This window comes from Vibrio ponticus, from assembly GCF_009938225.1.
Taxonomy (GTDB): Bacteria; Pseudomonadota; Gammaproteobacteria; order Enterobacterales; family Vibrionaceae; genus Vibrio; species Vibrio ponticus.
The window spans coordinates 554,816-581,505 of sequence record NZ_AP019657.1 but is presented as its reverse complement, the minus strand read 5'-3'; the positions used below and the strand labels follow the sequence as shown (position 1 = coordinate 581,505).

The window sequence follows — 26,690 nt, the reverse complement described above, 5'->3', positions numbered from 1 at the left end:
CAAAATACTGCTAGATAATAACTAAGTTGACTGACAAAAGTGGTCAGCTTTCCTTTAAAACCGTACAATCGGCACAACTTTACTGTCGATAATCACAAAATTTAGACATTATGACTACGATAACCAATGCCCAACTTGGCTGGAACGAAGCGGGAACGCCTGTTTCAGACCAATTCGATGACGTCTACTTTTCCAATGTAAATGGATTAGAAGAGACGCGTTACGTCTTCTTGAGTCAAAATCATCTGCCACAAAGATGGCAAGAATATGATCACCGTCGCTTTGTGATTGCCGAAACTGGTTTTGGCACTGGACTCAATTTCCTTGCTGTCTGGCAATGGTTTGAAGCATTTCGCCAGCAAAATCCGGACACCACGCTAAAAGAGCTGCATTTCATTAGCTTTGAAAAGTACCCTTTAAGCCAGCAAGACTTAATTAAAGCCCACCAAGCATGGCCTGAGTTAGCACAATACGCAGAACAACTGCAACACCACTACCCAATCGCCGTACCTGAATGCCATCGCATTGTTTTAGCCGATGGAGCGATTACTTTAGACCTTTGGTTTGGTGATATCAAAGATTGTATGCCTCTAGTGCCTGTACCTGAACAAGGTTTAGTCGATGCTTGGTTCCTTGATGGCTTTGCGCCCAGCAAAAACCCTGAAATGTGGAACCAAACCCTATTTGATGGCATGGCAAAGCTTGCCAAGCAAGATTGTAGCTGTGCAACCTTTACCGCAGCAGGTTTTGTGCGTCGTGGTTTAATTGAAGCCGGCTTTGATATGAAAAAAGTCAAAGGCTTTGGTACCAAACGCGAAATGATCGCTGGACGTCTATTAGAGCGTCAGACTGAAACCAACATCAAGCCTTGGTTTCACCGCTCACCAAGTACGGCGCATCAAAATATCGCTATCATCGGCGGTGGCATTGCCAGCGCCACACTAGCCAACACCCTGGTTCGTCGCGGTCAGCATGTCACTTTATATTGCCAAGACCAACAACCAGCGATGCGCGCTTCAGGGAATCGCCAGGGAGCGGTTTACCCACTACTAAACGGTGAACACCAAGGTGTCTCACGCGTATTTGCACCGGCATTTTTGTTTGCTCGCCAGTTTGTTGAGCAAGCGGCTGAACAGTTTAGTTTTGACCATGATTGGTGCGGTGTCACCCAACTCAAATGGGATGACAAGTCTGCAAGTAAGCTCGATAAAATGCTAGAAGGCAAGTTTGACCCACAATTGATTCATGGTTTAGATGAGACTCAAACCAGTGAAGTGGTGGGTTTACCTGTCGATATGGCAAGCGTTCACTATCCTCTTGGTGGTTGGCTGTGTCCAGCAGAGCTGACCCAAGGATTGATTGCGCAGCTTGAAAAAAATGAATGCTTTAATGCCAAATTTGCTCACAAGGTAGAATCGTTTAAGCAAACAGACAATGGCTGGTCACTACAGATTAATGGTCAAGAAATTCAACACGACTGCGTGATTATCGCAAACGGTAATGAGTTCGCCTCTTTTGCCCAAAGTGCGTTTGTCCCCCTTGGACAAGTAAAAGGGCAAGTCAGCCATATTCCGACCACCGAATCACTGACTCAGCTAAAGAGCGTGCTTTGTTACGATGGCTATATGACCCCTGTGAATCCAAATAACCAGCATCACTGTATCGGTGCCAGTTACGACCGCAGCCAACTCAACTATGAGTTTGATCCTGTCGCTCAGCAAGATAATGGTGACAAATTACGTCATTGTCTGCCAAACCAAGCTTGGCCAAACGATGTGGATACGTCGAGCAACCAATCACGCCAAGGTATTCGCTGCGTGAGTCGCGATCATCTACCGTTTGTCGGTAATCTGGGTGATTTTGAACAAATCAAAGCTGTGTATGCTGATCTGGCTGATAATCAGCAAGCCGCCCCAACGACACCGCATCACGACAATTTGTTCTGTTTGTTGGGTTTGGGCTCGCGTGGCTTAAGTTCAGCGCCTCTTATGGCGGAAGTATTGGCATCGCAGATCTGTGGTGACCCGCTACCGCTGCCAGTGGATTTACTCGAGCAAATCGACCCGAGTCGTATGTGGATACGTAAGCTACGCAAAGGCAAAGCGATTACTGAGCTTTAAAGGCAAATAAAAAACTCCCGCATGGGAGTTTTTATTCCTAACCACCGGTTAATCCAGCAAACTATTCATTGCTCGCTGCACACTTGCCGCGATTTCGACTGCGGTAAACTGTCCACTAACCATATCAAAGTTGTCATAGAAACTCGGGATAGAGAGCGAGGCTTTCAGTTGCGCGCCAAAATAACCCGCTGATCCGCTTGCGGCAGCCAATACATTCCCCGCCCCACCAGGACCTGGTGAGGTAGCAAAATAGACAGCAGGCTTATTTTGAAACACTTCACGCTCAATTCGTGATGCCCAATCAAATAAGTTTTTGTATGCGGCAGTATAAGCGCCATTGTGCTCAGCAAACGAGATAACCAAAGCATCTGCCTGCGCGATATCCGCAAGAAACGCTTTTGCCCCCTCCGCCTGACCGATCTGTTTTTCCATATCTTCGCTGAAAATAGGCACAGAATAGTCATTAAGATCGAGCAGTTTTACTTGAGAGTCTGGCAGTAGATGCGCAGCATAATTGGCGAGAGTGCGATTAATCGAGGTGGAACTGGTAGAAGCGCCAAAAGCGACGATAAGCATAGGGGTTGTCCTTTGTTTGATGAGCTCTTTTCAGCATAGAAAGAGAGCTTAAAAGCGACAACCACCCAGAAGGCAAAGTTAAGCGTTATTCACTAACTCAAGCCACAAATCATTAACAATGATGCGATCCGCTGGCGTCAATTCCGAGCGCGCTTGATCGAGACTCGCCACAATACGTTGCTTAAGTTCTTCAACATCATTAATGCCTTCTTCTTCACATGACGCGGCTGATAGCGAAATGTGACCACGTAAATAACCACCAGCAAATAACTCATCATCTGATGCGGTCGCAATACGTACATCAATAAGCTCAAGTAGCTTTTCTTCAAATTCAATAATCATGTTGTGCTCAATCAACTCAGTTTGATTCTCAAAAAGGATGGTGAAGCTTCTCATATTGAGAAATTTAACGCAAACCCTATGTCTGACGGGCTTCTAGCATCTGGCACACACTATGCAGTTCCCCTCTTACGCCCCATTATCAAGAGAAGAATTATGTCAGCAACGTTAACACGACTAGGTACGCTATTCACGCTCGGAACCGTCAGTTTCATCTCTCCATTCTGCTACGCTCAACAACCGTTTGATAACTGCCCAACCGAAGCCTTCTTATTTCAAAATCCATCAGGAACCCCTGTCGCTTATGGGATTGATATCGATCTTGGCAGTTATCGCACCATGGATTCAACCTTGGGCAGTGCCAAGCTTAATGGTGTTGGGTTTAGCCAACACGACAATTTCATCTACGGCTGGGATTACGGTGCCAAATCACTCGCTCGTATCGACGGCAATTTTGTCAAATACTCGCTTTCGGTTACCAAACCAGGTGATGCACCTAGCGCAATTTATGTGGGTGATGTCTCTCTGGACGAAAATGCATGGTACGGCTACCGCCCTTCAAACGGTTTGTACAAAATCGACCTGACAACAATGCAGATGACTTTAGTCGCTAATAAAGCGCAGTTTGGCTCGCCGGCGATTTTCGACATTGCATTCCATCCAGACAATTCTTACGCCTACAGCATCGATTCATCGGGTTACTTGTGGCAAATCGACGTCACCGCTGGCACCAGCACTCGTCTCAATCAACTGTTAGACAAAGACGTTTTGGGCTTTAGTTTGACCTTTGGTGCGGTCTATTTTGACGTCGATGGTAACTTTTATGGCAGTAATAACGGCAACGGTTATATCTACAAAGTCGCGATTAACGGCAATCAATCCTCTGCTGCATTTTTTGCTTATGGTCCCTCGAGCAGCTCCAATGATGGCGCTCGATGCGCCCTCGCGCCGGTTGAAGCGAGCGAAAATACCGACTTTGGCGATGCACCGGACAGCTACAACACACTTTATGACAATTCTGGTGCTCGCCATGGCATTACCGATTTAATGTTGGGCAGTAAAGTGGATGGTGAAACCGAAGCTTATGTCTTTCCCAACAGTGACGACGCCTCATCAGCTGAAGACGATGAAGATGGCGTGGCATTTCCACTGCCCATCCAAGTTGGTCGAACTTCTAAGCTAGACGTGACAGTCAGTGGCGCAACCGCCAGCAGTGTCCTCACGGCTTGGATGGACTTCGATCAAGACGGCGCGTTTGAGGACGATGAGAAAATTGTCACGAATGCGGCTGTCAGCGATGGTGTGCAGAGCATTTTCTTTGACGTTCCTCCGTGGGCTCAAGTGGGACAAACTTGGGCGCGCTTTAGATTAAGTGAAATCCAAGATATTGGACCATCCGGTGGGGTGCCAAGCGGCGAGGTAGAAGATTATCAAGTTGATATTACTGAAGATGGCGTGACCACGCAGACCTATCCGAATGGTGCTGACTTCACCACTTTTGCCTATGAAGACCAATACCCAATCGCGGGTGATTACGACATGAACGACGTACTGATGAACGTCAAGTTCACCGAGTACCAACTGGACGACAAAGTGATTCGTTTAAAATTCGAAGGACAAGTTGCGGCACTCGGTGGTGCTCGCCATTCTGGTTTTGCAATTCGATTACCCGGCATAGCACCTAGCGATATCAAAGATGAATTGATTACTTTGATGATTAATGGCGTCACTGTAAACAGAACCGTACTCGAGTCGGGTACCAATGATGCGGTGTTTATCATTCAAGATGATCTGTGGGACTTAGTTGATGCAGGCGAAGCGGAAGGTTGTACCTATTTCCGCACCCAAACTAATTGCGGAACCAACTACCGTGCGACTTGGCAGTTAACCGTCACAATGCGCAATGCGATTGACAATAGTACCATGCCCGCTTTTCCTTATGACCCATTTATCTTCGCAGCGCCCGGTCACTACTATGGTGATATTGGTCTAGAGGTCAGTGGTGGCTACCCAGGTCGTGGGCTAGAAATCCACCTCAAAAACCAAGCACCGACCAGCAAATTCAATACTGAATACAAATCGCGTGGTATTGATGCTTCCGATGGTGATCAAACTCACTTCCACACTGCCAACGGTTTACCTTGGGCAATTGAGATCCCACTAGATTGGCAGCATCCACTGGAGCAGATTAACATCTTGCAAGCCTATCGATACTTTGCTGATTTTGCAGGCGATGCGACTGGGCAAACTTACCCAACATGGTATCTCGCCACGGAAGAAGAAAAAGACAATCGCACCAGCAGTGATACCAGTAACGATCACATTGACGAAAACAATGTCTACTACGACTAGGGCGAGGAGAAACATAATGAAAATGCAAACTCAATGGTTACTAACAGGTATGTTTACCCTTGTTCTTGTCGGCTGTGGGGGGGGCGGCGGCGGTAGTAGTGATAATGGAGGCGGCTCAGCAGCAGCGCCCAGCGCTCCAACCCGAGCAATGTCTGACATTGTGGTTGCCAGTGACAATACCTTGTCATCCACTTATCAATTAACTATCGACGTAAATTTAACTCAACTATCAGGTAAACAAGCGTATATCGTGATATGCCCAAATAACGGGCAAAAAATTGATTACGATAGCTGCTTTACCAAAGCGAGCCTAGACGACGGTATCGGTAAATTCGAATTGCTGCTGCCTAACCACCAGCTGTCACTGATCGCAGAAGTGACGCCAATGGAGGCAGGCAGCAATCCACTTACTTTCACTTGGCAGTATGACAACCAAGCGCAAAGTACTTGGCTTATCCCATAACGGAAAGCCAAAAACCAACCGAACCCCCTACTTGATACACAAAATAGGGGGCTCGGTTCTCTCATCAATTTCAATGCTTATGCCAATCAGGATAAGTAAGGGGTCAGAAAATTGCGCAAGGAAAATCGCTTAGAACTAGGCGCAGATTGCCGCTAACTAGTTATTCTAATTACAAAATCTGCAACAACGTTATCAGCGATTTTAATCAGCAAGAATGATCAAAGACTTATGCTGATTGGTATTACTTAACTTGAAACATCTCAGCAGTCAGTGGCGCAACTTGATAAAAAGATCGCATCGCCTCAGAGAGCATTTTCACTCGCGGTGGAATGCCTTGTTCAAGAATTGACAGCACTTCAGCGTGTACTTTCCCCATAAACGCTAATCGATCTGGTTCGAAATCACCATTTAAGTTATCGCAGCTAACATTAAATGGAAATCCTGCGCTCAGCGCTAAAATCCACTCATAAGCTTGCGGGCGAATTTCTACTTTTTCAAATTCAGCTTGAACTTGCGCAGTGCGCCCATCAGGTTCATACCAGTAACCAAAATCTTCCAGTAAACGACGCTCAGGTCCCGCCACACACCAGTGCGCAATTTCATGCAGCGCCGACGCGTAGAAACCTCGGGCAAAAATAATCCGGTGGTAATCGAACTGCTCATCCGCCGGTAGATAAATTGGCTCATCACCACCTAGCTCCAATTTGGTATTAAAGCTGGTGTAAAAAGTGTCATTAAAGATTTTGATAAGATCTTGGTAATCGTGTGTCATGGTCGCTTTATAGTAAAATCGGTTACAGCGCAGGCATTCTCTCACATTTCTTCGTCATTGCAATTCCCTACTTTCGCTAATGACATTAGAAAAAATTATCTGAAAAACGTTTTCGCGACCAACAAAACTCATTCGCCTTTTGCCTTCACAACCACTACACTCGCCTATCCGTTTTATAAGATGGGGTTTCCTATACCTGCCTCACTGAGAATTGCATCAGCAATATTTTCGTGATCACAGGTGAGTAACCGTGTCTATCTCCCCCTTGATTTAGTCGAGTAATCGTTATGCTACTGAGCGTGTTATACATTATTGGTATTACAGCAGAAGCGATGACCGGAGCCCTTAGTGCTGGTCGTCGTAAAATGGACTGGTTTGGTGTGATGTTAGTTGCAAGTGCAACCGCGATCGGTGGCGGCACAGTGCGTGACATTCTGCTTGGTCATTACCCACTTGGATGGGTAAAAAACCCTGAATTTTTAGCGATTACGTGTATCGCTGGTGTGTTAACTACTGGCTTGGCAAAATGGGTCATCAAACTCAAAGGGTTGTTTATTCGCCTTGATGCTCTCGGTCTGATCGTATTCAGTATCATTGGTACTAAAGTAGCAATGGGCATGGGTCTGCACCCTGGCATCTGCATGGTTTCTGCTTTGGTAACTGGTGTATTCGGTGGTCTACTGCGTGACTTGATCTGTCGCCAAACACCGTTGGTTTTGCATGAAGAACTGTATGCTTCAGTCGCCCTAGTTGCCTCTGGTCTTTATCTGTTGTTGCTGGAATTTGGTATTGATGATGTTACAGCAACCATTACGACCCTTGTGGTGGGTTATCTACTACGTATGGCTGCAGTACGCTTTAAATGGCGTTTACCTTCATTCCATTTGGAAAGTGAAGAGCCGCTACACTAAACGCATTTCGCTATGGGCAACCCATCAAGATCAAAAAAGCCAATCCTCGGATTGGCTTTTTACATTTTAGCTGTTTACATCGCGGTAGCGTTAGATGCGTGGCGTTTCCGTTGTCACGCCATGGTTTTGACCGCGATGACGCAGCAAATGATCCATCACAACAATCGCCAGCATTGCTTCAGCGATGGGCACCGCGCGAATACCCACGCAAGGATCGTGACGACCTTTAGTGATGAGCTCCGTCGGCTGACCTTGACGATCAATCGTTTCTCCGGGAACGGTAATACTTGAGGTTGGTTTAAGTGCAATATTGGCAACGATATCTTGTCCCGTCGAGATGCCACCTAAAATACCACCAGCATGGTTACTGCCGAAGCCTTGTGGCGAAAGCGTATCACGGTGCTCACTGCCCTTTTGGCTGACCACATCAAAACCATCCCCGATTTCAACGCCTTTAACCGCGTTGATGCTCATTAGTGCATGAGCAATGTCCGCATCAAGACGATCAAATACCGGCTCACCAAGCCCGACTGGCACATTGGTTGCGACGACTTGGATCTTGGCACCAATCGAGTCACCTTGTTTTTTCAAATCGCGGATCAGTTGGTCAAACGCTTCCACTTTGTCGACATCTGGGCTAAAGAATGGATTATTTTCAATCTCGTTCCAATCCACTTTCTCAATCGCGACATCACCCATCTGTGATAGATAAGCGCGGATCTCGACACCAAATTCTTGTTTCAAGTACTGCTTAGCAATCGCTCCCGCCGCAACACGCATTGCCGTTTCACGTGCTGACGAACGACCGCCACCACGATAATCGCGCACACCATATTTTTGATGGTAAGTGTAATCCGCATGCCCCGGACGAAATTTATCTTTGATATCCGAGTAATCTTTTGAGCGTTGATCGGTGTTTTCAATTAACAAACCGATCGATGTGCCAGTGGTTTTACCTTCAAACACACCAGATAAAATCTTAACTTGATCGGGTTCACGACGCGCAGTGGTATAACGAGAAGTGCCAGGACGGCGACGGTCCAAATCCACTTGAATCATTTCTTCTGAAATTTCTAACCCCGGAGGGCAGCCGTCAACGATACATCCTAGTGCGATACCGTGACTTTCTCCGAATGTCGTCACTCGAAAATGTTGTCCGATACTATTTCCTGCCATTGCTTCCCCAATTATGTCGCTGTAAATGACCTGTTTACAGCCTTCCTTCCTGTTATTCGTGTTTTCATAGTCGCTTGATTACGAATTGATGTAAACCCCCAATTCGCAACAAATTTAGCCTTTTTCCTTGCCACTAATAACAAAAACGCCATGCATAAGCATGGCGTTGAACAACTGAGTATCGGCTCACATTAGTCGATGTACAGTTTAAAATCTTCTGCACACTCAACTAGCTGATCGCGAGTTAGCATAAATACGCCGTGACCACCGTTTTCAAACTCTAGCCACGTAAATGGAATGTGTGGGTACTGTTCCATCATGTGCACCATAGAGTTACCTACTTCACAAACAAGGATACCTTGCTCTGTTAGGTAATCCGGTGCATTAGCCAGAATACGACGTACCAGTTTAAGACCGTCAGTGCCCGCCGCTAGACCCAGTTCAGGCTCGTGAGTGAACTCTTCTGGCAGACTATTCATATCTTCCGCATCAACATATGGTGGGTTAGTCACGATAATGTTGTACTTCTCTTTCTCTAAATCACGGAATAGATCTGAACGGATAGGGAAAACTTGCTGTTCCATACCGTGATCTTGAATGTTCTGTTCCGCAACTTGCAGTGCGTCAGTCGATATATCAATCGCATCCACTTCTGCGTCTGGGAACGCATGCGCACACGCGATCGCAATACAGCCACTGCCCGTACATAGATCCATAATGCGCACAGGCTCTTCAACTAGCCATGGTTGGAATTCAGCTTGGATGAGTTCACCGATTGGTGAACGTGGCACTAATACGCGCTCATCAACAAAAAATTCTAATCCACAGAACCAAGCTTTGTTGGTTAGGTAAGCAGTTGGCGTACGCTCATTAATGCGTTTTACCACGCGCTCAACGATACGCATGCGCTCGCTGGTTGTTAGGCGTGAGTTAAGCACATGTGGAGGCACATCAATTGGTAGATAAAGGGTTGGCAGGATCAGCTGAACCGCTTCATCCCACGCGTTATCTGTACCGTGACCGTAAAACAGGTTCGCTGCGTTAAAGCGGCTCACTGTCCAGCGGATCATATCTTGAAGGGTATGGAGTTCCGATACCGCTTCTTCTACAAAAATCTTATCCAAAATTGTCTCCGAAAAGCGCTACAATACTGCCAATGCAAATTAGTGATGCTGAAATTAACATCAAAGTTTATCCCATGAGTAAAAAAGACATCGATGCCGACGACGATTTCGCCCTATTTAGGGATGCAGTACAAGGCGTAAAAAAGTTGCCACAGGATACCATAGTCCAGCAACCAAAAAAAAATACTAAGCAAAAAGAAATAAAACGCTCTGCGCGCGAAAGCAGTGACGCTGAGTTCTATTTCTCTGACGAGTTTGTGCCACTTCTTAGCGAAGAGGGACCAACTCGTTATGCCCGTGATGACGTATCTACCTATGAAGTAAAGAGATTACGTCGCGGCGTTTACGTTCCTGACGTATTTCTCGATATGCACGGTATGACCCAACAAGAAGCCAAACGCGAGTTGGGGGCAATGATTGCCTATTGTATCAAAAACGAAGTGCATTGTGCGTGCGTTCAGCACGGTATCGGCAAGCATATTCTTAAACAAAAAGCGCCACTTTGGCTGGCTCAACATCCTGATGTAATGGCGTTCCACCAAGCGCCACTAGAGTTTGGTGGTGATGGTGCGCTTTTGGTGTTGTTGTCGATACCTGAGAAATAGAGAAGCAAAGCTTCTCGGATTCGAGATTTGGGATGCGGGAACGCACGGCGTGGGTCGCCGTGCTACGGATAACGGATAACGGATAACGGATAACGGATAACGGATAACGGATAACGGATAACGGATAACGGATAATTTTGCCCGGTCTTGTTTACTAAGCAAGAGTGTTGAGATTCATTCCTTAAGCGAGGAGGAACCGAGCGTTCCGTAAGCGAATGCGTTCCCGAGTCCGTTATCTATGCGGTTATTGCCTCAAGTCCGGCGGGATCGGTAGCTCTGACGCTTTTAGATTTGGACGCTGACCACCTTTTCTGCGGTATTGCTTAAGCTGGAATACATACGCCAGTACTTGAGCAACGGCAGTAAATAGCCCATCAGGGATCTCTTGCTCAAGTTCAGTCGAATGATAGAGCGATCGAGCCAATGGTGGTGCGGGTACGATATAAATATTGTGCTCTCGCGCCACTTCCCGGATTTTCATCGCCATGTGATCGACCCCTTTAGCAACGACGACTGGTGCGCGATCTTTACTTTGGTCATAACGCAGCGCGACTGAGAAGTGCTCCGGGTTGGTAATAATAACGTCAGCTTGCGGTACTTCTGCCATCATGCGTCGTTGCGCCGCTTCGCGTTGGAGCATCCGAATACGACCTTTCACTTCCGGCTTACCTTCGGTCTCTTTGTATTCGTCTTTTACTTCCTGCTTGGTCATTTTTAATTGGTTCGCGTGTTGCCAGATCTGGAATGGAATATCGATAGCCACCACGATCAACAGTGAACAACTGATTAATAGAATAAAGTTGAGCAGAATATCTAAGGCGTGAAAGATGTTTTGTGGATAGACATCCAAACTGAGCTGGAACAGATCTTCTTTGGCGGCATTAATCAGATAAAACGCCATGCCTGAGACGAGAGTGACTTTAAGGATAGACTTAATCAACTCGACCCAGCTTTGCATGCCAACCATGCGTTTTAAACCACTGAGTGGATTCATTTTCGACAATTTTGGCATCGCCGCTTCGGTTGAAAAGCTCACCCCTCCGACGCCCGCTGCGCCAACCAGTGCCGCAATAAACAACACCAACAAAATCAACAGTAGTGGCAAAATAAGTGCGCCCATCGAACCCAACGCGATATCAAACAGTTTGGTTTGGTCGAACACTTCTTCACGGGAGAGATCGAATAGTCGCTGCATAATCCGATATAACGCGTACGCTAACCCCTCGCCAAACCACATCAAGGCGATTGAACCCACCACTAATACCGAAACCGACGCTAACTCTTTTGACCTTGCAACCTGCCCTTTTTCTCGAGCCTGTTGCAAGCGCCTGGGCGTGGCGTCTTCGGTACGTTCTTGACCGTCTGATTCTGCCAAAGCAGTCTCCTGTCTATCGGTTCAATTTAAGGACTAGCAGTCCAAACGAATAAAACGACAAATTTGTTGTTCGCCTTCTAGCCAAATCAACTCGTAGTGGGTAAACAAACCACCAAGGATGTACCAACACAATAACAAGCCGACGATCAAAGCGAAGGCAAAACCTAACGAGAAAATATTTAACTGCGGCGCTGCACGGGTCATGACACCAAACGACAAGTTAATCGTTAACAGCGCAATAATGCCTGATAGTGACATACTCAGCGCAAACTGGAACATGGTTCCAAGCCACAATGCTAGCTCACGAAAATCCACCGCCGTTAATGAGCCGACACCAATCGGTAACGATTTAAAGCTCATCACCACCAGCATCAACATTTTCAAATGCCCATCAGTAGCCAAAAAAAACATCGTCGCTAAAAACATAAACAATTGACCAAGCAACGGAGTATTTTGACCGTTGGCTGGGTCAACCATTGAGGCAAAACCTAAGCTTGATTGCATACCCAGTATTTGACCTAAAATGACAAAGATCTGGATCATAAACTGGGTCACAGTGCCCATCGCTACGCCAATCACAATCTGTTCAAACAACACCATAAAGCCCTCAAACGAGAGCAATTCAATACTCTCAGGGACCTTAGGTATCGCTGGCATAACCGCGAGTGTAATCGCTAAACCGAGATACAATCGCACGCGGTTAGGCACAAACCGCGCACCCGTAACCGACATCACCATTAACATGGCTGCTATGCGGGTATAAGGCCAAAAGTAGTTGGCGATCCACTCAAGTACGATATGCGCTGGATATTCCATTGACGAGCCTAGTACAGCACTTGTGGCAGACGTTCGATGATGGAATAGAAATACTCCGTCATCATTTGCGTCATCATATGACCAAAGAACATCAAGGCGAGTAATGTCACCACCAAACGAGGTAAAAAGCTCAGTGTCTGTTCGTTGATTGAGGTTGCCGCTTGAAAAATCGCCACGACCAAACCAATCAACAGACTGGGAATAACAATCGCACACACCATGATAAGAACCATCCACAGTGCATCACGAAACAATTCCACAAACATTTCAGGAGTCATAATTTTCTCCCGCTACAAGGCAAAACTGCCGGCCAAGGTGGAGAGAATCAAGTTCCACCCATCAACGAGTACAAAGAGCATCAACTTAAATGGCAAAGAGACAATCATCGGTGACAACATCATCATACCCATTGCCATTAGCACCGACGCCACCACCAAATCGATAATCAAAAATGGCAAGAACAGCATAAAGCCAATTTGGAACGCGGTTTTCAGCTCAGAGGTAATAAACGCTGGGATCAATACCGCCATTGACACCTCTTCTGGACTGGTCGCCGTTGACCCGGAAATATTCACAAAGGTTTCCAAGTCTTTAACTCGCGTCTGTTTCAACATAAAGTCGCGCATTGGGATCTGCGCTAAATCAAACGCTTCTCGAGCTGAGATTTGCTCATTAATATAAGGTTGAACCGCCGTCTCATTTACCTTGTTGATCACCGGCGACATAATGAAGAAGGTGAGAAACATCGCAATACCAATAATCACTTGGTTTGATGGTGTCTGCTGCAAACCCATTGCCTGACGTAAAATCGACATCACCACCACAATACGGGTAAACGATGTCATCAAAATCACCATGGCTGGCAAGAAGCCGAGCATGGTCATCAAAGCTAAGATCTGTAAATTAACGGAATAGTCTTCAGTGCCGTCAGTATTGGTCGTGACGGTAAATGCAGGGATGCCGCCACCGCCCCCCGTAATAGTACCGGTGGAGATGGTTTTCGCTGCGCCCTGCTCTCGCTCCATAGCAGATACGGTGACAGAGCTCGAAGGAGCGGCACTGTTTATCGGGGTTTCCAGCTCTTGTGTTGCAGAGGCAAATGCCGACATCATCGACACCATTAAAGCCAACAGCAGTGACGTAAAGTGCTTAGCCACCGAACGATTAGTTCTTGTCATTCTTTTTCATTAGCTGAGTCAGTTGATTTGCAAATGGACTGGCTGCCAGCTCCTCCTGAGACAATGGTTTTTCCAGTTTGGCGATCAATTGAATTGATTGTGGTGTGATCCCAACCAGAAACTGCTCTTCTCCAGCTTGAATAATCGCCACGCGTTCACGTGTCCCTACGGCGATTTGACGTACGACACTGAGTCCTTTTTGATTGGTCATTGAGGGCACGCGCATACGCTTTAGCACCCAAGCCAAAAACAAAATCAGGGCTATAACGAACAAGAGCGACCCAAACGTGGTCGCCCAATCAAGCTGGCTAGACGGCGCTGAAGGCGCCGCCATTGCAGTAGGAGATAACATCAGTAGCCATAATAAATTCGGCTTCATAGGCTACCTAAGTTTCTTAATTCGCTCGGTTTGGCTGATCACGTCAGTCAAACGAATACCAAACTTATCGTTCACCACAACCACTTCACCATGGGCGATAAGCGTACCGTTAACCAATACATCGAGAGATTCACCAGCAAGGCGCTCTAGTTCAACCACCGAACCTTGGTTTAGTTGCAGTAGATTACGAATACTGATTTGAGAACGACCCACTTCCATCGAAATCGTTACTGGGATATCGAGAATCGTATCAAGCTTACGACGTTCATCTTCAGAAATTGGCGATGAGGTATCTTGCAATTCATCTAACTGCGCTGCCATCACTTCATCAACATCAATGCTTGGCGCACTTGGATCTTCACCTAACGCTGCCGCCCATTCGTCGGCTAGTTTTTGATCGTCACTTGGTTCCATACCTAATACCTATTTTCTCGCTTAATCTTCAATTTCGCCATCATCGCGCTCTAACTCGGAGAGCACATCTTTACCGAGGAAAGCGATGTCGGTTTTCACCACATCTGGGCGTCTAATTTTTTCGGACACTTGTACCGCTAGTTTTTCGCCAGAGCGTCCCATTTTCACGCGATAAGTTGGCAGTTCTTCAACAAACATCACCGCGTGTTCAGGCATATCAATCGGAATAATGTCACCTGGCTGCAACTCCATTAAGTCGCGCAACGAGATCTCTTTTTCCAACAAATCAACCCGGAAGTTGACCGGAACATCCATAATTTCTTCACGCAGAGCGGAACTCCAACGAACATCCGTTTCCATTTTGTCTGACTGGACACCGGCATCAAGCAGTTCACGGATAGGCTCCACCATGGAATACGGCATCACCATATGGAAGTCACCGCCACCGCCATCGACTTCGATGTGGAATGAACTGACTACGATCACTTCTGTCGGGCTAACGATGTTCGCCATGCTTGGGTTCACTTCTGAGTCGAGATACTCAAAATCCACCCCCATCACTGGCGACCAAGCTTCTTTGTAATCTTCAAATACAATTTTCAACAGCAGTTGAATAATACGGCGTTCAGTTGGGGTAAATTCACGCCCTTCAATACGCGCATGGAAGCGACCATCACCGCCAAAGAAGTTTTCCACTAAGATAAACACCAAGCGTGCTTCCATAGTGATCAAAGCGGTACCTTTCAATGGTCTAAAACGCACCATGTTCAAGCTGGTCGGTACATACAAGGTGTTCTGGTATTCACCGAACTTCATCATCTGCACGCCGTTAATCGACACTTCTGCCGTTTTACGCAGCATGTTAAACAAGCTAATGCGCATGTGGCGGGCAAAACGCTCGTTGATAAGTTCAAGGGTCGGCATGCGACCACGAACGATGCGGTCTTGTGAAGAGAAGTCAAAGTCTACTGCATCACGACCACCGACGACCTCTTCATCATCGACGTCATCAACATCGTCTACCCCATGCAGTAGCGCATCAATTTCGTCTTGGCTTAATAGATCGGTCACACTAATTCCTACTGAATAACAAAGTCAGTAAACAGCACGCGTTCAATCACCGGCTGCCCTACTGCGCGATTCAAGCTCGCTTTAATATCTTCGGTCGCTTTTTGGCGCAATTCTACGCGACCATTGGCACTGCGTAGTTGTTCAACCGTCGCGGAAGCAAAGGTTGCCAAAAGTGAACTTTCAATCAAAGGGGAATGGTAGCGAGCGAGGTTTTCATTCTCGACACCACGCACCATTAATTGCACGTTGATTTGCACTAGGCGATCTTTCTTATCACCCGTGACATTAAACAAAAATGGCTGAGGGATACTAACGTAAGAAACCGGCAATTCTGCCGGAGCTGCCGCACTTTGAGTTGCTGCGGCAGTCGGAGCCGTCTCACTTGAGCCCATCATGAAAAACGCAGCTGCGCCACCACCAACTAAGAGCACCAGTACCGCAACGATTATAATGATCAGTTTGCCTTTGCCTTTAGGCGCTTCGTTTTCAATTTCTTCTGCCATAATCCAAAATTCTCTAACCAATCAATCCATTAACTTATACACAATGGCATAGTTTAAGCGTAATAGCTGATTCCATCACGCTTTGATGCCACATTCAAATCAAGTTTGACGTCCGCTTCAAGGTTTTCTTGCCCATCGAAGTGCTGATTGTTGTTACCTTGACCAGATCCACCTTGTTCATGGCTTGCATAACGTCCTTGCTGCTGTCCTGAGGCTTGCTGTTGTACCGAGGAGTCACTCAACTGCATACCTTGTTGCGCTAGCATTTCTCTAAGCCTTGGCATCGCTTGTTCGACGATGTCACGAGCTTGAGAGTTCGCCACAGTGAAGTGAACACTGGCAGTATCACCATTCATATTCATGCGGATCTGCATACGTCCCAGCTCCGGTGGGTCGAGACGAATATCGATGTTCTTGAGGTTCTTTGACAGCATCATTTGAATACGCTCAGCCACTTGCTCACTCGCCATTTCACGACTGAGTTGCAGGGTTGGCTGCGCTTGAGCGGTCTGTTCTGCACGCGCGGTTTGCGTCAATGCATTTTGACCAGCCGCTTGACTAAGTTGCTGAGCAAACGTGGATTCACTGCCGTTGTTACTCGCCTCACCCGATTGGGCTAACTTACCAAGCGTCGCAGCTGCTTTGGCACCAAGGCTTGCTTGTAAAGCCATTTGCTCTGGTTTCACTGCCGCTGCCACATTCAACGGTATTTGCTGTGCCGCAGAAAGATCCATTGGCGTCGATGGCGTCAACGCGCTAGGCGTCGCATTTGCCATGGCGATGGTTTGACTGGTTGTCTGCGCGCCATTCGCTTGGTTCAACTGTTGCGCATTGGCTGTCGTTAAAGAGTGAAGCTCTGCGCTCGAAAGCTTATGTGCCACTTTGGTTTGTTGCTCAGCCAATGCCAATTTAGCGGCTTCATCGACCACAAGGTCCGCATCAACAGGCGCTGCGGATGTCGCGGCAGTGGCACTGCTCGCCCACGCAATCGCTGGAGTCACAACCTCTGCTGAGGCAGGCTCGCTGTCAGCTGCGCTATCATTACCTGATTGTGGCAAAGTTTGACTAAGCAGCACCCCTTGCTCAGCCACTGCCTGATTGTCACTTGCCAGCAGCGACGCTTCTCCCGCAGCCTGTGGCTCAATAGATTGAGACTCCACCATGGTTTGCTCGGTCAGCTGCCCGTTACTTTCGACGGCAGCACGGTTCAACAACTCGCTCTCTACTACGCTGGCGGTTTGGGTCTCAGCTTCTACTTTAGCCAACAATTGTTGCTCGTCTCGCTCGCTAAAGCCAGCCGTCACATTGGTAGTCGCAGCTTGACTCATACCGGCTGCCGATGCTTGTTCACTCGGTATATCTAACGCTTGAACATCTTGCGTTAATTGTGGTGATGATGGTTCTAACACTGACTGTGCTGGTAATGTTTGCCCCGTCGCTGCAGATAAAAAGTCACCCTCAGCATTCGGCTCCATTGTATTCGATGCGGCAGTCACGCTCGCATCTGCGACTGATGATTGAGACTCAATGGATTCAACGTCGGTTTGTCGTGGCAAAGCTTTGCCGTCTTTCGCTTGCAAAGTGTTATTTGCTTGCTCTAATCGCCCGAGTAGGGCTTCACTCTCAGCAACCGCCTCATCAACATTCGCTTGCAGATTATTTTCATCAAGCGGTTTCTCAATGAATTTCTCTAATGATTGAGGAATGTTGCCCGTCGATAGCTCAACTTCACCTTCTGACTCTTGCGCCAGTTGAGACGCGCTTGAATTACTTTCATCGTGATCATTAGCACCGCTGATTTCACTGCTTGCCTTAGCTTCAAGCATCTCATCAGTACTTTTATTACTTGCAGCTTCCGCTAGCACTTCAGCTTCTTCTGGAGTGGAAACGCCTTTTGACTCTGCTTTGCTGTCACCTTTTAACATCGCCGTTAACTTGGCGAAAAAGCCCTCCGACTCAGAGACCTCATCAGCCGAATTCGCCATTTCACTGACTCCCTTACTGAGTTTGGTTGATTCTGTCACGGATGTTAAATTGACATTCATAGAGGCTAGCTCGCTAATAACTGACTGATTTTCTTAATGTGTTCTTTTGCAAACGCGGTACATATCGTCACACGGTAATGACATTGCAACGAAAAGCTTTACGTTGTTCAAAAAAGAAACACCAACTAAAGAAAAATAAAGCAAAAATCACGCCAGTGTTTGAGGATTTGTGGAGAGGCGCGCTCGGTATTAACCGAGGCGCTTGGCATTTAAACGGGCAAATTGAAGCGTTGAAAACTCATCCATCTGTTTCTGTTCGCGTAGATTTTCAAGACGCTGCTTTTCTGCTTGCTTCTTCTCGATCATCCACTCATAGGAACGGCGCTGCTTGCGACACTCAAGCCAATTGCGTTCGCAGCTTTCAACTTGATCTTTAAAGTGTGACTCCGCCTGTTTCTGCTTACTTAACGTGCCATCTAAGGTGGTTAAAAAACGATTTAAGTGGTTGTATTGGCTCGCCGTTAAACCTTGCTTACCGCGATCTATCAACTGCTGGCAATAGTCGAGTCGGTATTTTTCAATCTGTTGTAGCTGTTGGTAGTAAGCATCCAACTCAGTGCGAGCTTTATTGAGTGCCAGAACGGCTTGGTTCTCACGTTCGTTTGCTTGTTCGAGTAAAAAATCGAGCGCATTATTCATCGCCTAGTTACTCTCCTCGAATCAAGCGGTTGAGCATATTCACGCACATCTCGTAAGGCACACTCTCTTTCATGCCTTGTTGTAGATAAGCGTCTAATTTTGGTTTGAGGGTAAACGCAGCATCAATCGCCGGATCGGTACCAGGTTTGTAGGCTCCGATTGAAACCAAGTCTTGGTTCTTGCGGCAAAGTGACAGTACCTGGCGTACCGCTTTCGACAACAACACGTGCTCTTCTGACGTGATCTGCGGCATAACACGACTGACCGATTTCTCGACATCAATCGCTGGATAGTGACCTGCATCCGCCATTTCACGCGAAAGCACCACGTGACCGTCCAAAATCGCACGAGACGCATCGGCGATCGGATCTTGTAAGTCATCACCTTCGGTTAGTACGGTGAAAAATGCCGTGATTGAACCTTGATCTGGACTGCCATTACCCGCGCGCTCTACTAGTGCTGGCAACTTTGCAAATACTGACGGCGGGTAGCCTTTGGTTGCTGGCGGTTCACCAACCGACAAAGCGATTTCACGTTGAGCTTGGGCAAAACGTGTCAATGAGTCCATTAATAACAGTACGTCTAAGCCTTGATCGCGGAAATACTCCGCGATAGTTAGTGCGGTCTGGCAACCTTTTAGGCGCATCAATGGCGAAGCATCCGCCGGTGCCGCCACGACCACTGAACGTTGGCGACCATCAACACCGAGGATCTCTTCGATAAATTCCTTAACTTCGCGTCCACGTTCACCGATTAGACCCACGACCACCACTTGGGCAGTGGTACCGCGCGTCATCATCCCCAACGTCACCGATTTACCCACACCCGAACCGGCAAACAGACCGATACGTTGCCCTTTCCCCACGGTTAACAGACCGTTAATCGCTTTCAAGCCCACATCCAATGGTTCAGTAATTGGCTTGCGAGACAACGGGTTAATCGGGTCGGCATTAAATGAAGCGCGCTTTTCGGTATAGATAGGTCCTAAACCATCGAGTGGGTTACCGACACCATCGATAACTCGCCCTAATAGTTCCATGCCCACTGGCAATCCAGCCTCGCTGGTCAGCGGCGTCACCTTTGCCCCAGGTAACACGCCGGTAATTTGCTCACTTGGCATTAAGAACAGGTTATCACCCGAGAAACCGACCACTTCGGCTTCCATCTCGCCGTGCATAGTTTCCACTTTGCATAGACTACCGATAGGGGCGCGACACCCGGTAGCTTCCAGTGTGAGACCCACCACTCGCACCAATTTTCCTGATGCAACAGGTCGGCAAGTCAGCCCTTGGGTCTTATATTGAGAAAGGCGGTCAGCCAGCGCTAGCACTACTCACCACCTTGATGACGATTAACACCGCAGAAGCTTTTAAGCACGTTACGAATACGTTCTTCCATACGGTAGTTTACGCTCGATTCGCCCGCTTCAATTTGGACATCGCCACGGTTGAGTGCTGGCTCATCGACCAATGTCCAATTACGAAACTCTAGCGATTCTTCACCATAAGAAGAGCGGATAATAGCGACATCTTCCGGGTGTAATTTGAGGGTGATCGCATGACCAGAAATAGGCAGTGCTTCGACAGATTGTTTGATGGTGTCGAGGATCACTTGAGGATTAGTTTGCACTTCCACATGGACGACCTCTTTTACTAAAGTAAGCACCATGTCGACCAATTGTTTTTCCACTTGAGCGTTCATCAACTCAAGAGGTTGAGCAAATTGATTTGCCAGTCCAACAAAGACTTCAACCTGCTGCTGAATAAACTCTTGCCCAGCAGTTACGCCTTCGAGCTTACCAGCCTCAAGACCTTCTTGATGACCTTGTTCTGACCCTTGCTCTTTGCCTTTATCATAGCCTTGCTTGAAACCCGCTTCCTGACCTTGTAACAAACCTTCTTGATAGGCTTGTTGCTTGATCAATTCAATCTCTTCATGAGTAAGCTCTGCCGGGGCTTCTTCTTCTGGTTCAGAGAAGTTTGGCACCCAACTTGGGTCATAATTCAGCGCCGTTTGACGCGCTTGAGAATGGTCAGGCGTATAATCAGGCAAGCCCCAGCGCTCGGCTTTTTCAACCTGTTGGTCATCATCGAGACGCAAAAATCCGCGTTTTCTCTCACCTGACATACTTAATCACCTTGCAACAGCAATAATATTATAGGAACTCGTCTGCGCCGCCAGATAGCATCAGCTCACCAGCATCCGCCATACGTCGAGCAATGGTCAGCACTTCTTTTTGTGCTGCTTCAACGTCAGAAACTTTGATTGGTGCCATCGCCTCTAGGTCGTCACGCATCAATTCAGCCGCACGCTTAGACATGTTCTTGAAGATCTTGTCACGCAAGCCATCATCGGCACCTTTCAGTGCACGCTGTAGGACATCTTGTGGCACATCACGCAGCAGCTTCTGAATACCTTGGTCGTCGACTTCGATAAGGTTTTCGAATACGAACATGAGATCTTGAATTTGGGTCGCCATATCTTCGTCTTGGTCGCGGATCTGCTCCATCAACACGCCTTCGATATTGTTGTCCATGTAGTTCATGATCTCGGCAGCCGCTTTCAGACCACCGATCTTCGCCGCTTGCGCGCCCGCTTGACCAGCAAACTGTTTCTCCATGATTTCATTTAGCTCTGCCAAAGCAGAAGGCTGAACTTCTTCAAGGTTGGCGATACGCATCATGAGATCGAGGCGATCACGCTCGGCAAACTGAGATAAGATCTCTGCCGACTGATCCGGTTCGAGGTAAGAAAGCACAATGGTTTGGATTTGCGGGTGTTCATTCAAAATGATGCTCGCCACTTGACGCGGATCCATCCATTTCAATGAATCAAGACCTTTAGAACCGGTGCCCAGCAAGATCTGGTCAACGAGGTTATTCGCTTTATCTTGACCTAATGCGGCAATCAATGTGTTGCGCATGAAGTCTTCGCTGCCCATACCAATGTTGGTGTATTTTTGAATATCTTCCAAAAAGGCACGATGAACCGCGCCGACCTTGTCTTGGCTAAGGTCAGCCGCTTTTGCCATCGCACTACCCACGCGTTGAACTTGCTTAGGTTCAAGATGGCGAATAATACCAGCGGCATCTTCTTCATTGAGACTCAGTAACAGAATCGCAGCACGCTCCTCACCGGGAATGGTAGAAATATCTACCGTGCCTTCTGTTACTTCACCGCCTTCTTGTTGAGGTACGATTTCGTTAGCCATCTTTCATCCAGTTCTTCACAACTTGTGCGGCAAGCTCAGGCTCATTCGCCACCAGCGCGCGCACCGCTTTTAATACATCTTCGTCTTTATGCAGGTTTGGTAGATCGATACTTGAACCGAATTCAAACAGTTCGCCACCATCTAAATCACCACCAATCAGACTGGTTTCGCCATCGGCACCGATAGGCATACCGTCTGGACCGTACATTTGTTCTTCTTCATCAGCCGCTGGGTTAAGCAGTTTCTTCATTGCAGGACGAACAAGGACTAACACCACGATGATGATCACCAAAGCACTAGCAAGCCAACGAATCCAATCGTTGAAATTTGGATGTTCCCAAATTGGAACATCAGCAATCACGTCCACTTGAGGCTCAGCAAATTGCATACTTAGTACATTCAGCAAGTCACCGCGTTGCTGATTAAAGCCCACTGCCCCAACGAGTACTTGGCGGATAGAGTCCAACTCGGTGGCAGATAATGGCTGATAACTGGTTTCACCGGTATCAGGATTCACGATGGCGCGATTCTTAATCGCCACCGCGACCGTTTGACGATTGACCACACCAGTTTGACGACGCTCATGACTGATCGTGGTATCCAGTTCGAAATTACGTGTCGCTTCTTTATGCACTGAGCCTTGACCAAGCACTGAACCATCTTTCATCTGTGCCACATCTTGTGGAATCGACGCATCTGCTGGCGGCTGATTGCTTAGCGCCCCCGGCACACCGGCAACAACGCTTCCGTTGTTGTAATCTTCCAGCGTGTACTCACTACGGGTTGCAGGGGTATTAGGATCAAAACTTTTACGCGTCTGTTCAACGGCACTAAAATCCAGTTCGATATCCACTTGCGCGGTATAGTTACCAAAACCCAGAATTGGAATCAGTACCGAGTCGATTTTCTCGCGCAGCGCCGCTTCCTGGTTTTTCTCTAACTCATGCTCTTTGCGACGAGCCATTGATGCGGCATCTTGTGAACCTGAGCTAAGCAAACGACCATGCTGATCCGTTACTGTCACGCGTGATGGCTTCATTCCAGGCACGGCGCTCGAAACCATATCAACAATAGAGTCGACCTCTTCTTGTTTTAAGCCGTTACCGGTTTTCAGGGTCAAAAATACTGAAGCCGAGGCTTCTTGATTATGACGAACAAATACGCTCTGTTTTGGCAGTGCCAGTAGCACACGGGCACGGCGTACTTGAGTCATCTCTTCCATCGCTTGAGAAAGTTGACGCTCGCGACTGAGTTTCAAACGCTCAAGTTCTAGGCGTTGAGAAACACCAAAGCCCATATCTTGCAGTAAGATCTCATCACCCGCTTCCGTCGCTTGGTTTAAGCCTGCGCGGGCAAGGTTGAGTTTGAGGCTGTTGTATTCGCTGACAGGTACCATCACCGTGTTACCTTCGAGCTTATATTCAAGCTGCTGGGCATCAAGATGATCGAGAATTGGGATAAGTTCTTCTGTTTCATACGCGCCGAGCGGGCGCATTTCTGGCTCTTTGACCCAGAAAAACAGCATGACAATCAACGCAACACAGATGGAAATAGCCAGCACCAATACCACCTGACGGATGAGGTCAAGATCACCCACCGCCATATCAAACTTGGAGCTGCTTTTTTCATCTAGATCTGGATTTTGACCTTGGTGATCTAAGTCATTATGAGCGACAAGCGCACCATCTGACGAAGAGCCTGACAAGGCTAAATCTGTTGATTTGTTTTGATCAGACACTGACGATACCTAAATTTAGACTGGCATATTCATCAATTCTTTGTACGACTCAACAAGTTTGTTACGTACTTGAATTGTTGCTTCAAACGCGACACTCGATTTGTTACGGGCGATCATCACATCAGAAAGTGAGACATTCTCATCGCCGCGATCGAAGCGTGTTTGGAGATCGCTGGAGGTTTTAGCAAGGCTATTAACATTGTTAATTGCGTTGTTTAATAGATCTTTAAAGTCAGCGCCGACCGTTTGACCGGTTGCCACAGGTTTACTGTTGGTTGCTTCCAACATCAACGCCTGCATTTCACTATTAAAGCCATCTATTCTCATTGTTACCCCACAAGTCAATTCTTTGACTGCTCTCTCCGTTATAAAAATGACACTGCAAAGGCTATGCCATCAAGTTATGAATTTACGAAAATAGCACGTTAGTTTGGAATATCAATCCCTGCATCGCGCATTTTTGCGAGCTTATAGCGCAAAGTGCGTGGGCTAATACCTAGCTTGTCCGCCATTTCTTTTCTGCGACCACCACACTCAACTAAAGTGTCGAGGATAATAGCATACTCCTGGTCTCTAAGTTCATTACCGAGACCTGAATTGTTCGACAATCCACTCAAGCTCTCAACTTCAGCAATCGGCTTAACATTAGGTGCAATTACTGATGCATTTTCAACCACTTGCTGCAAACTAGTGGCATCTTGCCAATCCAGTCCTTCCAGCAGGATATTTTCTCCAGTAATCGAGCCATTTTCACTCAGAATCAGCGCGCGCTGCACGACATTATCCAGCTCACGTACGTTGCCTGGCCATGAGTACGCGAGCAGTTTACGAATCGCTTCTTCACTCAGAGCAGGAACAGGTAAACCTTGCTTTTGACAGTGACGTTCAATCAAGTGTTTTGCCAATGGTTCAATGTCCCCTTGGCGGTCGCACAACGCTGGCCATGCAATAGGGAATACGTTCAAGCGATAGTAAAGGTCTTCACGGAAATTGCCCTCTTGAACATATTGTTTGAGATCGCGGTTACTGGTTGCCAAAACACGCACATCCAACTTGATGCTCTTGCGGCTACCTAAGCGCTCCACTTCACGCTCTTGCAGGACACGCAGCAGCTTTGCCTGCAAACTCAGATCCATCTCACTGATTTCATCGAGCAAAATGGTACCACCTTGCGCCTGTTCAAACTTACCAGGGCAGGCTTGTACCGCGCCAGTAAAGGCACCTTTTTCATAACCGAACAACGTCGCTTCCAGCATATTGTCTGGAATCGCGGCACAGTTAATCGCAACGAAAGGACCATCTTTACGATTAGACGCATTGTGAATGTAGCGAGACATCACTTCTTTACCCGAACCACTCGGACCTAAAATCATGACATTCGCATCGGTTTTCGCGACTTTTTCTGCCAACGCAAGTAGTTTTAGGCTCTTTTCATCAGCCACCACGGCATCGCCGTTGTCGTCTGATTTTACTGGTGCGTAACGGCTGACCATATTCAGTAATACTTCTGGAGCAAATGGCTTTGCCATATAGTCAATCGCGCCATCTTTCATTGCAGAAACGGCATCTTCTATATTGGCGTAAGCAGTCATCAGTAACACCGGTAAATTCGGCCAATGCTGTTTAATGTTGCGCAGCAAAGCCAAACCACCCATGCCAGCCATTTGTACATCAGAGACAACGATATCGACACTGTTTGACTTCAGCTTCACGAGTGCGTCTTCTGCGCTATCCGCTTCAAGCCATTCGTAACCTGCAAGCGCTAAGGTGTCTACCAGCGCTTCGCGTAGACCTTCGTCATCTTCAACGATAAGTACCTTGCTCTGAGCCATGTTATTCTCCAGTCGTTACTGATTGGTCAAGAGGTTGAGTTCGCTCGAGCGGAATGCACACCGTGAAACATGCACCCTCACCCTCTTCAGAAATAAGTTCTAACCTTCCATCGTGAGCGCGACACACCATCTGGACAACGGCTAGCCCTAAGCCTGTGCCTTGTGATCGCGTAGTAAAGAAAGGTTCCATAATTTTTTGCTGCAGCTCTGGTGGTACACCAGGACCGCTATCTTGCACAGAAATCTTAAGCTCATTGTTTACCGGTCTAAAGAACACATCGAGTTGAGACTCTTTACCTGCAATCTGAATCGCATTCATCACCAAATTACTCAATGCCGAAGCAATGGCATTGGCGTTTCCGATTAAGCAGGTATCTTGTTCTTCAACCTCCAAACAATAATCTATTGCATTATTTTTTATCGCGGTTTCTACCATTGGCGAAAACTCGGCGACAAGATCGGCAATGGTAAATGGTTTAACGACTTTATTGTCGCCGCCTTTAGCAAAGAGCAACATGTCGTTGACTTGCTTTTCAAGATCATGGAGACGATCGAGTAATTTAGTTTGAAAACGTTGTTTGGTTGCCGCCGGAAGATTTGGCGCACCAAGGTTAGCGGCATAAAGCATCGCACTTGATAACGGTGTGCGCACTTGATGGGCAAGCGAAGCAACCATGCGACCAAGTGAGGACAAACGCTGTAAATCACTCACTCGCGATTGAAGCAACCGCGTTTCAGTTAGGTCGGTAATAAGAATGAGTTGCCCAGAATTTGAAGCCGATATAGCTAAACGAACTTTGCGTCCATTGCGCAAAGAGATCTCATGACCATCATCTTCACGAGGAGCGAAAGCCCATTGGATTACCTCAAACCACTTATGCCCCACTAACGGTACTTCAAGTAAGCGTTCCGCTTCCGGGTTCACTTCTCTTACGACACCTTGGGTGTCAAGCAAAATGACCCCAGCAGGCATCACATCCAGCACCTGCTTATAGCGCTCTACTTGTTCTTCTAAAGAACCTAAATGGTTTTCCATTGCTGACCAACTCAA

Annotated in this window: 27 protein-coding genes; 5 read left to right on the top strand and 22 right to left on the bottom strand. The window is 47.3% G+C overall.

Annotated elements, in window-relative coordinates; translation table 11 throughout:
- Positions 1 to 110: 110 nt before the first annotated feature.
- Entirely contained in the window at positions 111 to 2,120 is a 2,010-nt protein-coding gene (gene mnmC, locus GZN30_RS02600) for a bifunctional tRNA (5-methylaminomethyl-2-thiouridine)(34)-methyltransferase MnmD/FAD-dependent 5-carboxymethylaminomethyl-2-thiouridine(34) oxidoreductase MnmC (protein ID WP_075652677.1), read from the top strand.
- Positions 2,121 to 2,168: 48 nt separating this feature from the next.
- On the opposite strand, the gene GZN30_RS02595 is transcribed toward mnmC, so the two are convergent.
- Together GZN30_RS02595 and GZN30_RS02590 are read right to left on the bottom strand one after the other, a co-directional pair.
- The gene (locus tag GZN30_RS02595) at positions 2,169 to 2,696 is read right to left on the bottom strand and encodes an NADPH-dependent FMN reductase (RefSeq protein ID WP_075652678.1); all 528 of its coding nucleotides are present in this window, start codon (positions 2,694 to 2,696) and stop codon (positions 2,169 to 2,171) included.
- Between the two features lie 78 nt (positions 2,697 to 2,774).
- The gene (locus GZN30_RS02590; protein WP_075652680.1) at positions 2,775 to 3,038 is read right to left on the bottom strand and encodes a YfcL family protein; all 264 of its coding nucleotides are present in this window, start codon (positions 3,036 to 3,038) and stop codon (positions 2,775 to 2,777) included.
- 153 nt (positions 3,039 to 3,191) lie between these two features.
- On the opposite strand from GZN30_RS02590, the gene GZN30_RS02585 reads away from it, so the two are divergent.
- Both GZN30_RS02585 and GZN30_RS02580 read left to right on the top strand, forming a co-directional pair.
- Complete coding sequence (locus GZN30_RS02585; protein WP_083627255.1) at positions 3,192 to 5,387, top strand: LruC domain-containing protein; 2,196 nt, start codon at positions 3,192 to 3,194, stop codon at positions 5,385 to 5,387.
- A 16-nt stretch (positions 5,388 to 5,403) separates the two neighbouring features.
- Positions 5,404 to 5,850: a hypothetical protein gene (locus GZN30_RS02580; RefSeq protein WP_075652679.1), complete on the top strand. Its 447-nt coding sequence runs from the start codon at positions 5,404 to 5,406 to the stop codon at positions 5,848 to 5,850.
- Between the two features lie 241 nt (positions 5,851 to 6,091).
- Here GZN30_RS02580 and GZN30_RS02575 read toward each other — a convergent pair whose 3' ends face one another.
- Entirely contained in the window at positions 6,092 to 6,622 is a 531-nt protein-coding gene (locus GZN30_RS02575; protein WP_075647777.1) for an elongation factor P hydroxylase, read from the bottom strand.
- Positions 6,623 to 6,909: 287 nt separating this feature from the next.
- On the opposite strand from GZN30_RS02575, the gene GZN30_RS02570 reads away from it, so the two are divergent.
- On the top strand, positions 6,910 to 7,533 hold the full coding sequence (locus tag GZN30_RS02570) for a trimeric intracellular cation channel family protein (protein ID WP_075647778.1): 624 nt from the start codon (positions 6,910 to 6,912) through the stop codon (positions 7,531 to 7,533).
- A gap of 90 nt (positions 7,534 to 7,623) precedes the next feature.
- Here the strand turns inward: GZN30_RS02570 and aroC are convergent, their stop codons facing one another.
- Together aroC and prmB are read right to left on the bottom strand one after the other, a co-directional pair.
- Positions 7,624 to 8,709: a chorismate synthase gene (gene aroC, locus GZN30_RS02565; RefSeq protein ID WP_075647779.1), complete on the bottom strand. Its 1,086-nt coding sequence runs from the start codon at positions 8,707 to 8,709 to the stop codon at positions 7,624 to 7,626.
- Between the two features lie 191 nt (positions 8,710 to 8,900).
- Positions 8,901 to 9,833 (bottom strand): 50S ribosomal protein L3 N(5)-glutamine methyltransferase, encoded by a 933-nt coding sequence (gene prmB, locus GZN30_RS02560; protein ID WP_075647780.1) that lies wholly within the window; start codon positions 9,831 to 9,833, stop codon positions 8,901 to 8,903.
- Positions 9,834 to 9,907: 74 nt separating this feature from the next.
- On the opposite strand from prmB, the gene smrB reads away from it, so the two are divergent.
- The gene (gene smrB, locus GZN30_RS02555) at positions 9,908 to 10,438 is read left to right on the top strand and encodes an endonuclease SmrB (protein ID WP_075647781.1); all 531 of its coding nucleotides are present in this window, start codon (positions 9,908 to 9,910) and stop codon (positions 10,436 to 10,438) included.
- Between the two features lie 244 nt (positions 10,439 to 10,682).
- Here the strand turns inward: smrB and flhB are convergent, their stop codons facing one another.
- From flhB to GZN30_RS02470, 17 genes are all read right to left on the bottom strand, one after another.
- Positions 10,683 to 11,813 carry a flagellar biosynthesis protein FlhB gene (gene flhB / locus GZN30_RS02550; protein WP_075650580.1) on the bottom strand — a complete coding sequence of 377 codons (1,131 nt, stop codon included), beginning with the start codon at positions 11,811 to 11,813 and terminating at the stop codon, positions 10,683 to 10,685.
- A 33-nt stretch (positions 11,814 to 11,846) separates the two neighbouring features.
- The gene (gene fliR / locus GZN30_RS02545) at positions 11,847 to 12,629 is read right to left on the bottom strand and encodes a flagellar biosynthetic protein FliR (protein ID WP_075650578.1); all 783 of its coding nucleotides are present in this window, start codon (positions 12,627 to 12,629) and stop codon (positions 11,847 to 11,849) included.
- A gap of 8 nt (positions 12,630 to 12,637) precedes the next feature.
- Positions 12,638 to 12,907 carry a flagellar biosynthesis protein FliQ gene (gene fliQ, locus GZN30_RS02540; RefSeq protein ID WP_075650576.1) on the bottom strand — a complete coding sequence of 90 codons (270 nt, stop codon included), beginning with the start codon at positions 12,905 to 12,907 and terminating at the stop codon, positions 12,638 to 12,640.
- A gap of 12 nt (positions 12,908 to 12,919) precedes the next feature.
- Positions 12,920 to 13,750 carry a flagellar type III secretion system pore protein FliP gene (gene fliP, locus GZN30_RS02535; RefSeq protein WP_375732255.1) on the bottom strand — a complete coding sequence of 277 codons (831 nt, stop codon included), beginning with the start codon at positions 13,748 to 13,750 and terminating at the stop codon, positions 12,920 to 12,922.
- Positions 13,751 to 13,793: 43 nt separating this feature from the next.
- Positions 13,794 to 14,186 (bottom strand): flagellar biosynthetic protein FliO, encoded by a 393-nt coding sequence (gene fliO / locus GZN30_RS02530; protein WP_075650572.1) that lies wholly within the window; start codon positions 14,184 to 14,186, stop codon positions 13,794 to 13,796.
- A gap of 3 nt (positions 14,187 to 14,189) precedes the next feature.
- Entirely contained in the window at positions 14,190 to 14,600 is a 411-nt protein-coding gene (fliN, locus tag GZN30_RS02525; RefSeq protein WP_075650570.1) for a flagellar motor switch protein FliN, read from the bottom strand.
- Between the two features lie 21 nt (positions 14,601 to 14,621).
- Positions 14,622 to 15,671 carry a flagellar motor switch protein FliM gene (gene fliM, locus GZN30_RS02520; protein WP_075650567.1) on the bottom strand — a complete coding sequence of 350 codons (1,050 nt, stop codon included), beginning with the start codon at positions 15,669 to 15,671 and terminating at the stop codon, positions 14,622 to 14,624.
- 8 nt (positions 15,672 to 15,679) lie between these two features.
- Entirely contained in the window at positions 15,680 to 16,174 is a 495-nt protein-coding gene (fliL, locus tag GZN30_RS02515) for a flagellar basal body-associated protein FliL (RefSeq protein WP_075650566.1), read from the bottom strand.
- Between the two features lie 53 nt (positions 16,175 to 16,227).
- The gene (locus GZN30_RS02510) at positions 16,228 to 18,219 is read right to left on the bottom strand and encodes a flagellar hook-length control protein FliK (RefSeq protein WP_075650564.1); all 1,992 of its coding nucleotides are present in this window, start codon (positions 18,217 to 18,219) and stop codon (positions 16,228 to 16,230) included.
- Positions 18,220 to 18,408: 189 nt separating this feature from the next.
- Positions 18,409 to 18,858, bottom strand: coding sequence for a flagellar export protein FliJ (gene fliJ, locus GZN30_RS02505; protein ID WP_075650562.1), 450 nt, complete (start codon positions 18,856 to 18,858; stop codon positions 18,409 to 18,411).
- A gap of 7 nt (positions 18,859 to 18,865) precedes the next feature.
- Positions 18,866 to 20,188 (bottom strand): flagellar protein export ATPase FliI, encoded by a 1,323-nt coding sequence (gene fliI, locus GZN30_RS02500; RefSeq protein WP_075650560.1) that lies wholly within the window; start codon positions 20,186 to 20,188, stop codon positions 18,866 to 18,868.
- On the bottom strand, positions 20,188 to 20,985 hold the full coding sequence (gene fliH, locus GZN30_RS02495) for a flagellar assembly protein FliH (RefSeq protein WP_075650558.1): 798 nt from the start codon (positions 20,983 to 20,985) through the stop codon (positions 20,188 to 20,190). The genes fliI and fliH overlap by 1 nt, the downstream gene beginning before the upstream one ends.
- A 28-nt stretch (positions 20,986 to 21,013) precedes the next feature.
- Positions 21,014 to 22,069, bottom strand: coding sequence for a flagellar motor switch protein FliG (fliG, locus tag GZN30_RS02490; protein WP_075650556.1), 1,056 nt, complete (start codon positions 22,067 to 22,069; stop codon positions 21,014 to 21,016).
- The gene (gene fliF, locus GZN30_RS02485) at positions 22,062 to 23,807 is read right to left on the bottom strand and encodes a flagellar basal-body MS-ring/collar protein FliF (protein WP_075650554.1); all 1,746 of its coding nucleotides are present in this window, start codon (positions 23,805 to 23,807) and stop codon (positions 22,062 to 22,064) included. Before fliF ends, fliG begins: the two co-directional genes overlap by 8 nt.
- 15 nt (positions 23,808 to 23,822) lie before the next feature.
- Positions 23,823 to 24,134, bottom strand: coding sequence for a flagellar hook-basal body complex protein FliE (gene fliE, locus GZN30_RS02480; protein WP_075650552.1), 312 nt, complete (start codon positions 24,132 to 24,134; stop codon positions 23,823 to 23,825).
- Between the two features lie 98 nt (positions 24,135 to 24,232).
- Positions 24,233 to 25,639, bottom strand: coding sequence for a sigma-54-dependent transcriptional regulator (locus tag GZN30_RS02475; RefSeq protein ID WP_075650550.1), 1,407 nt, complete (start codon positions 25,637 to 25,639; stop codon positions 24,233 to 24,235).
- 1 nt (position 25,640) lies between these two features.
- Positions 25,641 to 26,675 (bottom strand): sensor histidine kinase, encoded by a 1,035-nt coding sequence (locus tag GZN30_RS02470; protein WP_075650548.1) that lies wholly within the window; start codon positions 26,673 to 26,675, stop codon positions 25,641 to 25,643.
- Positions 26,676 to 26,690 lie beyond the last annotated feature (15 nt).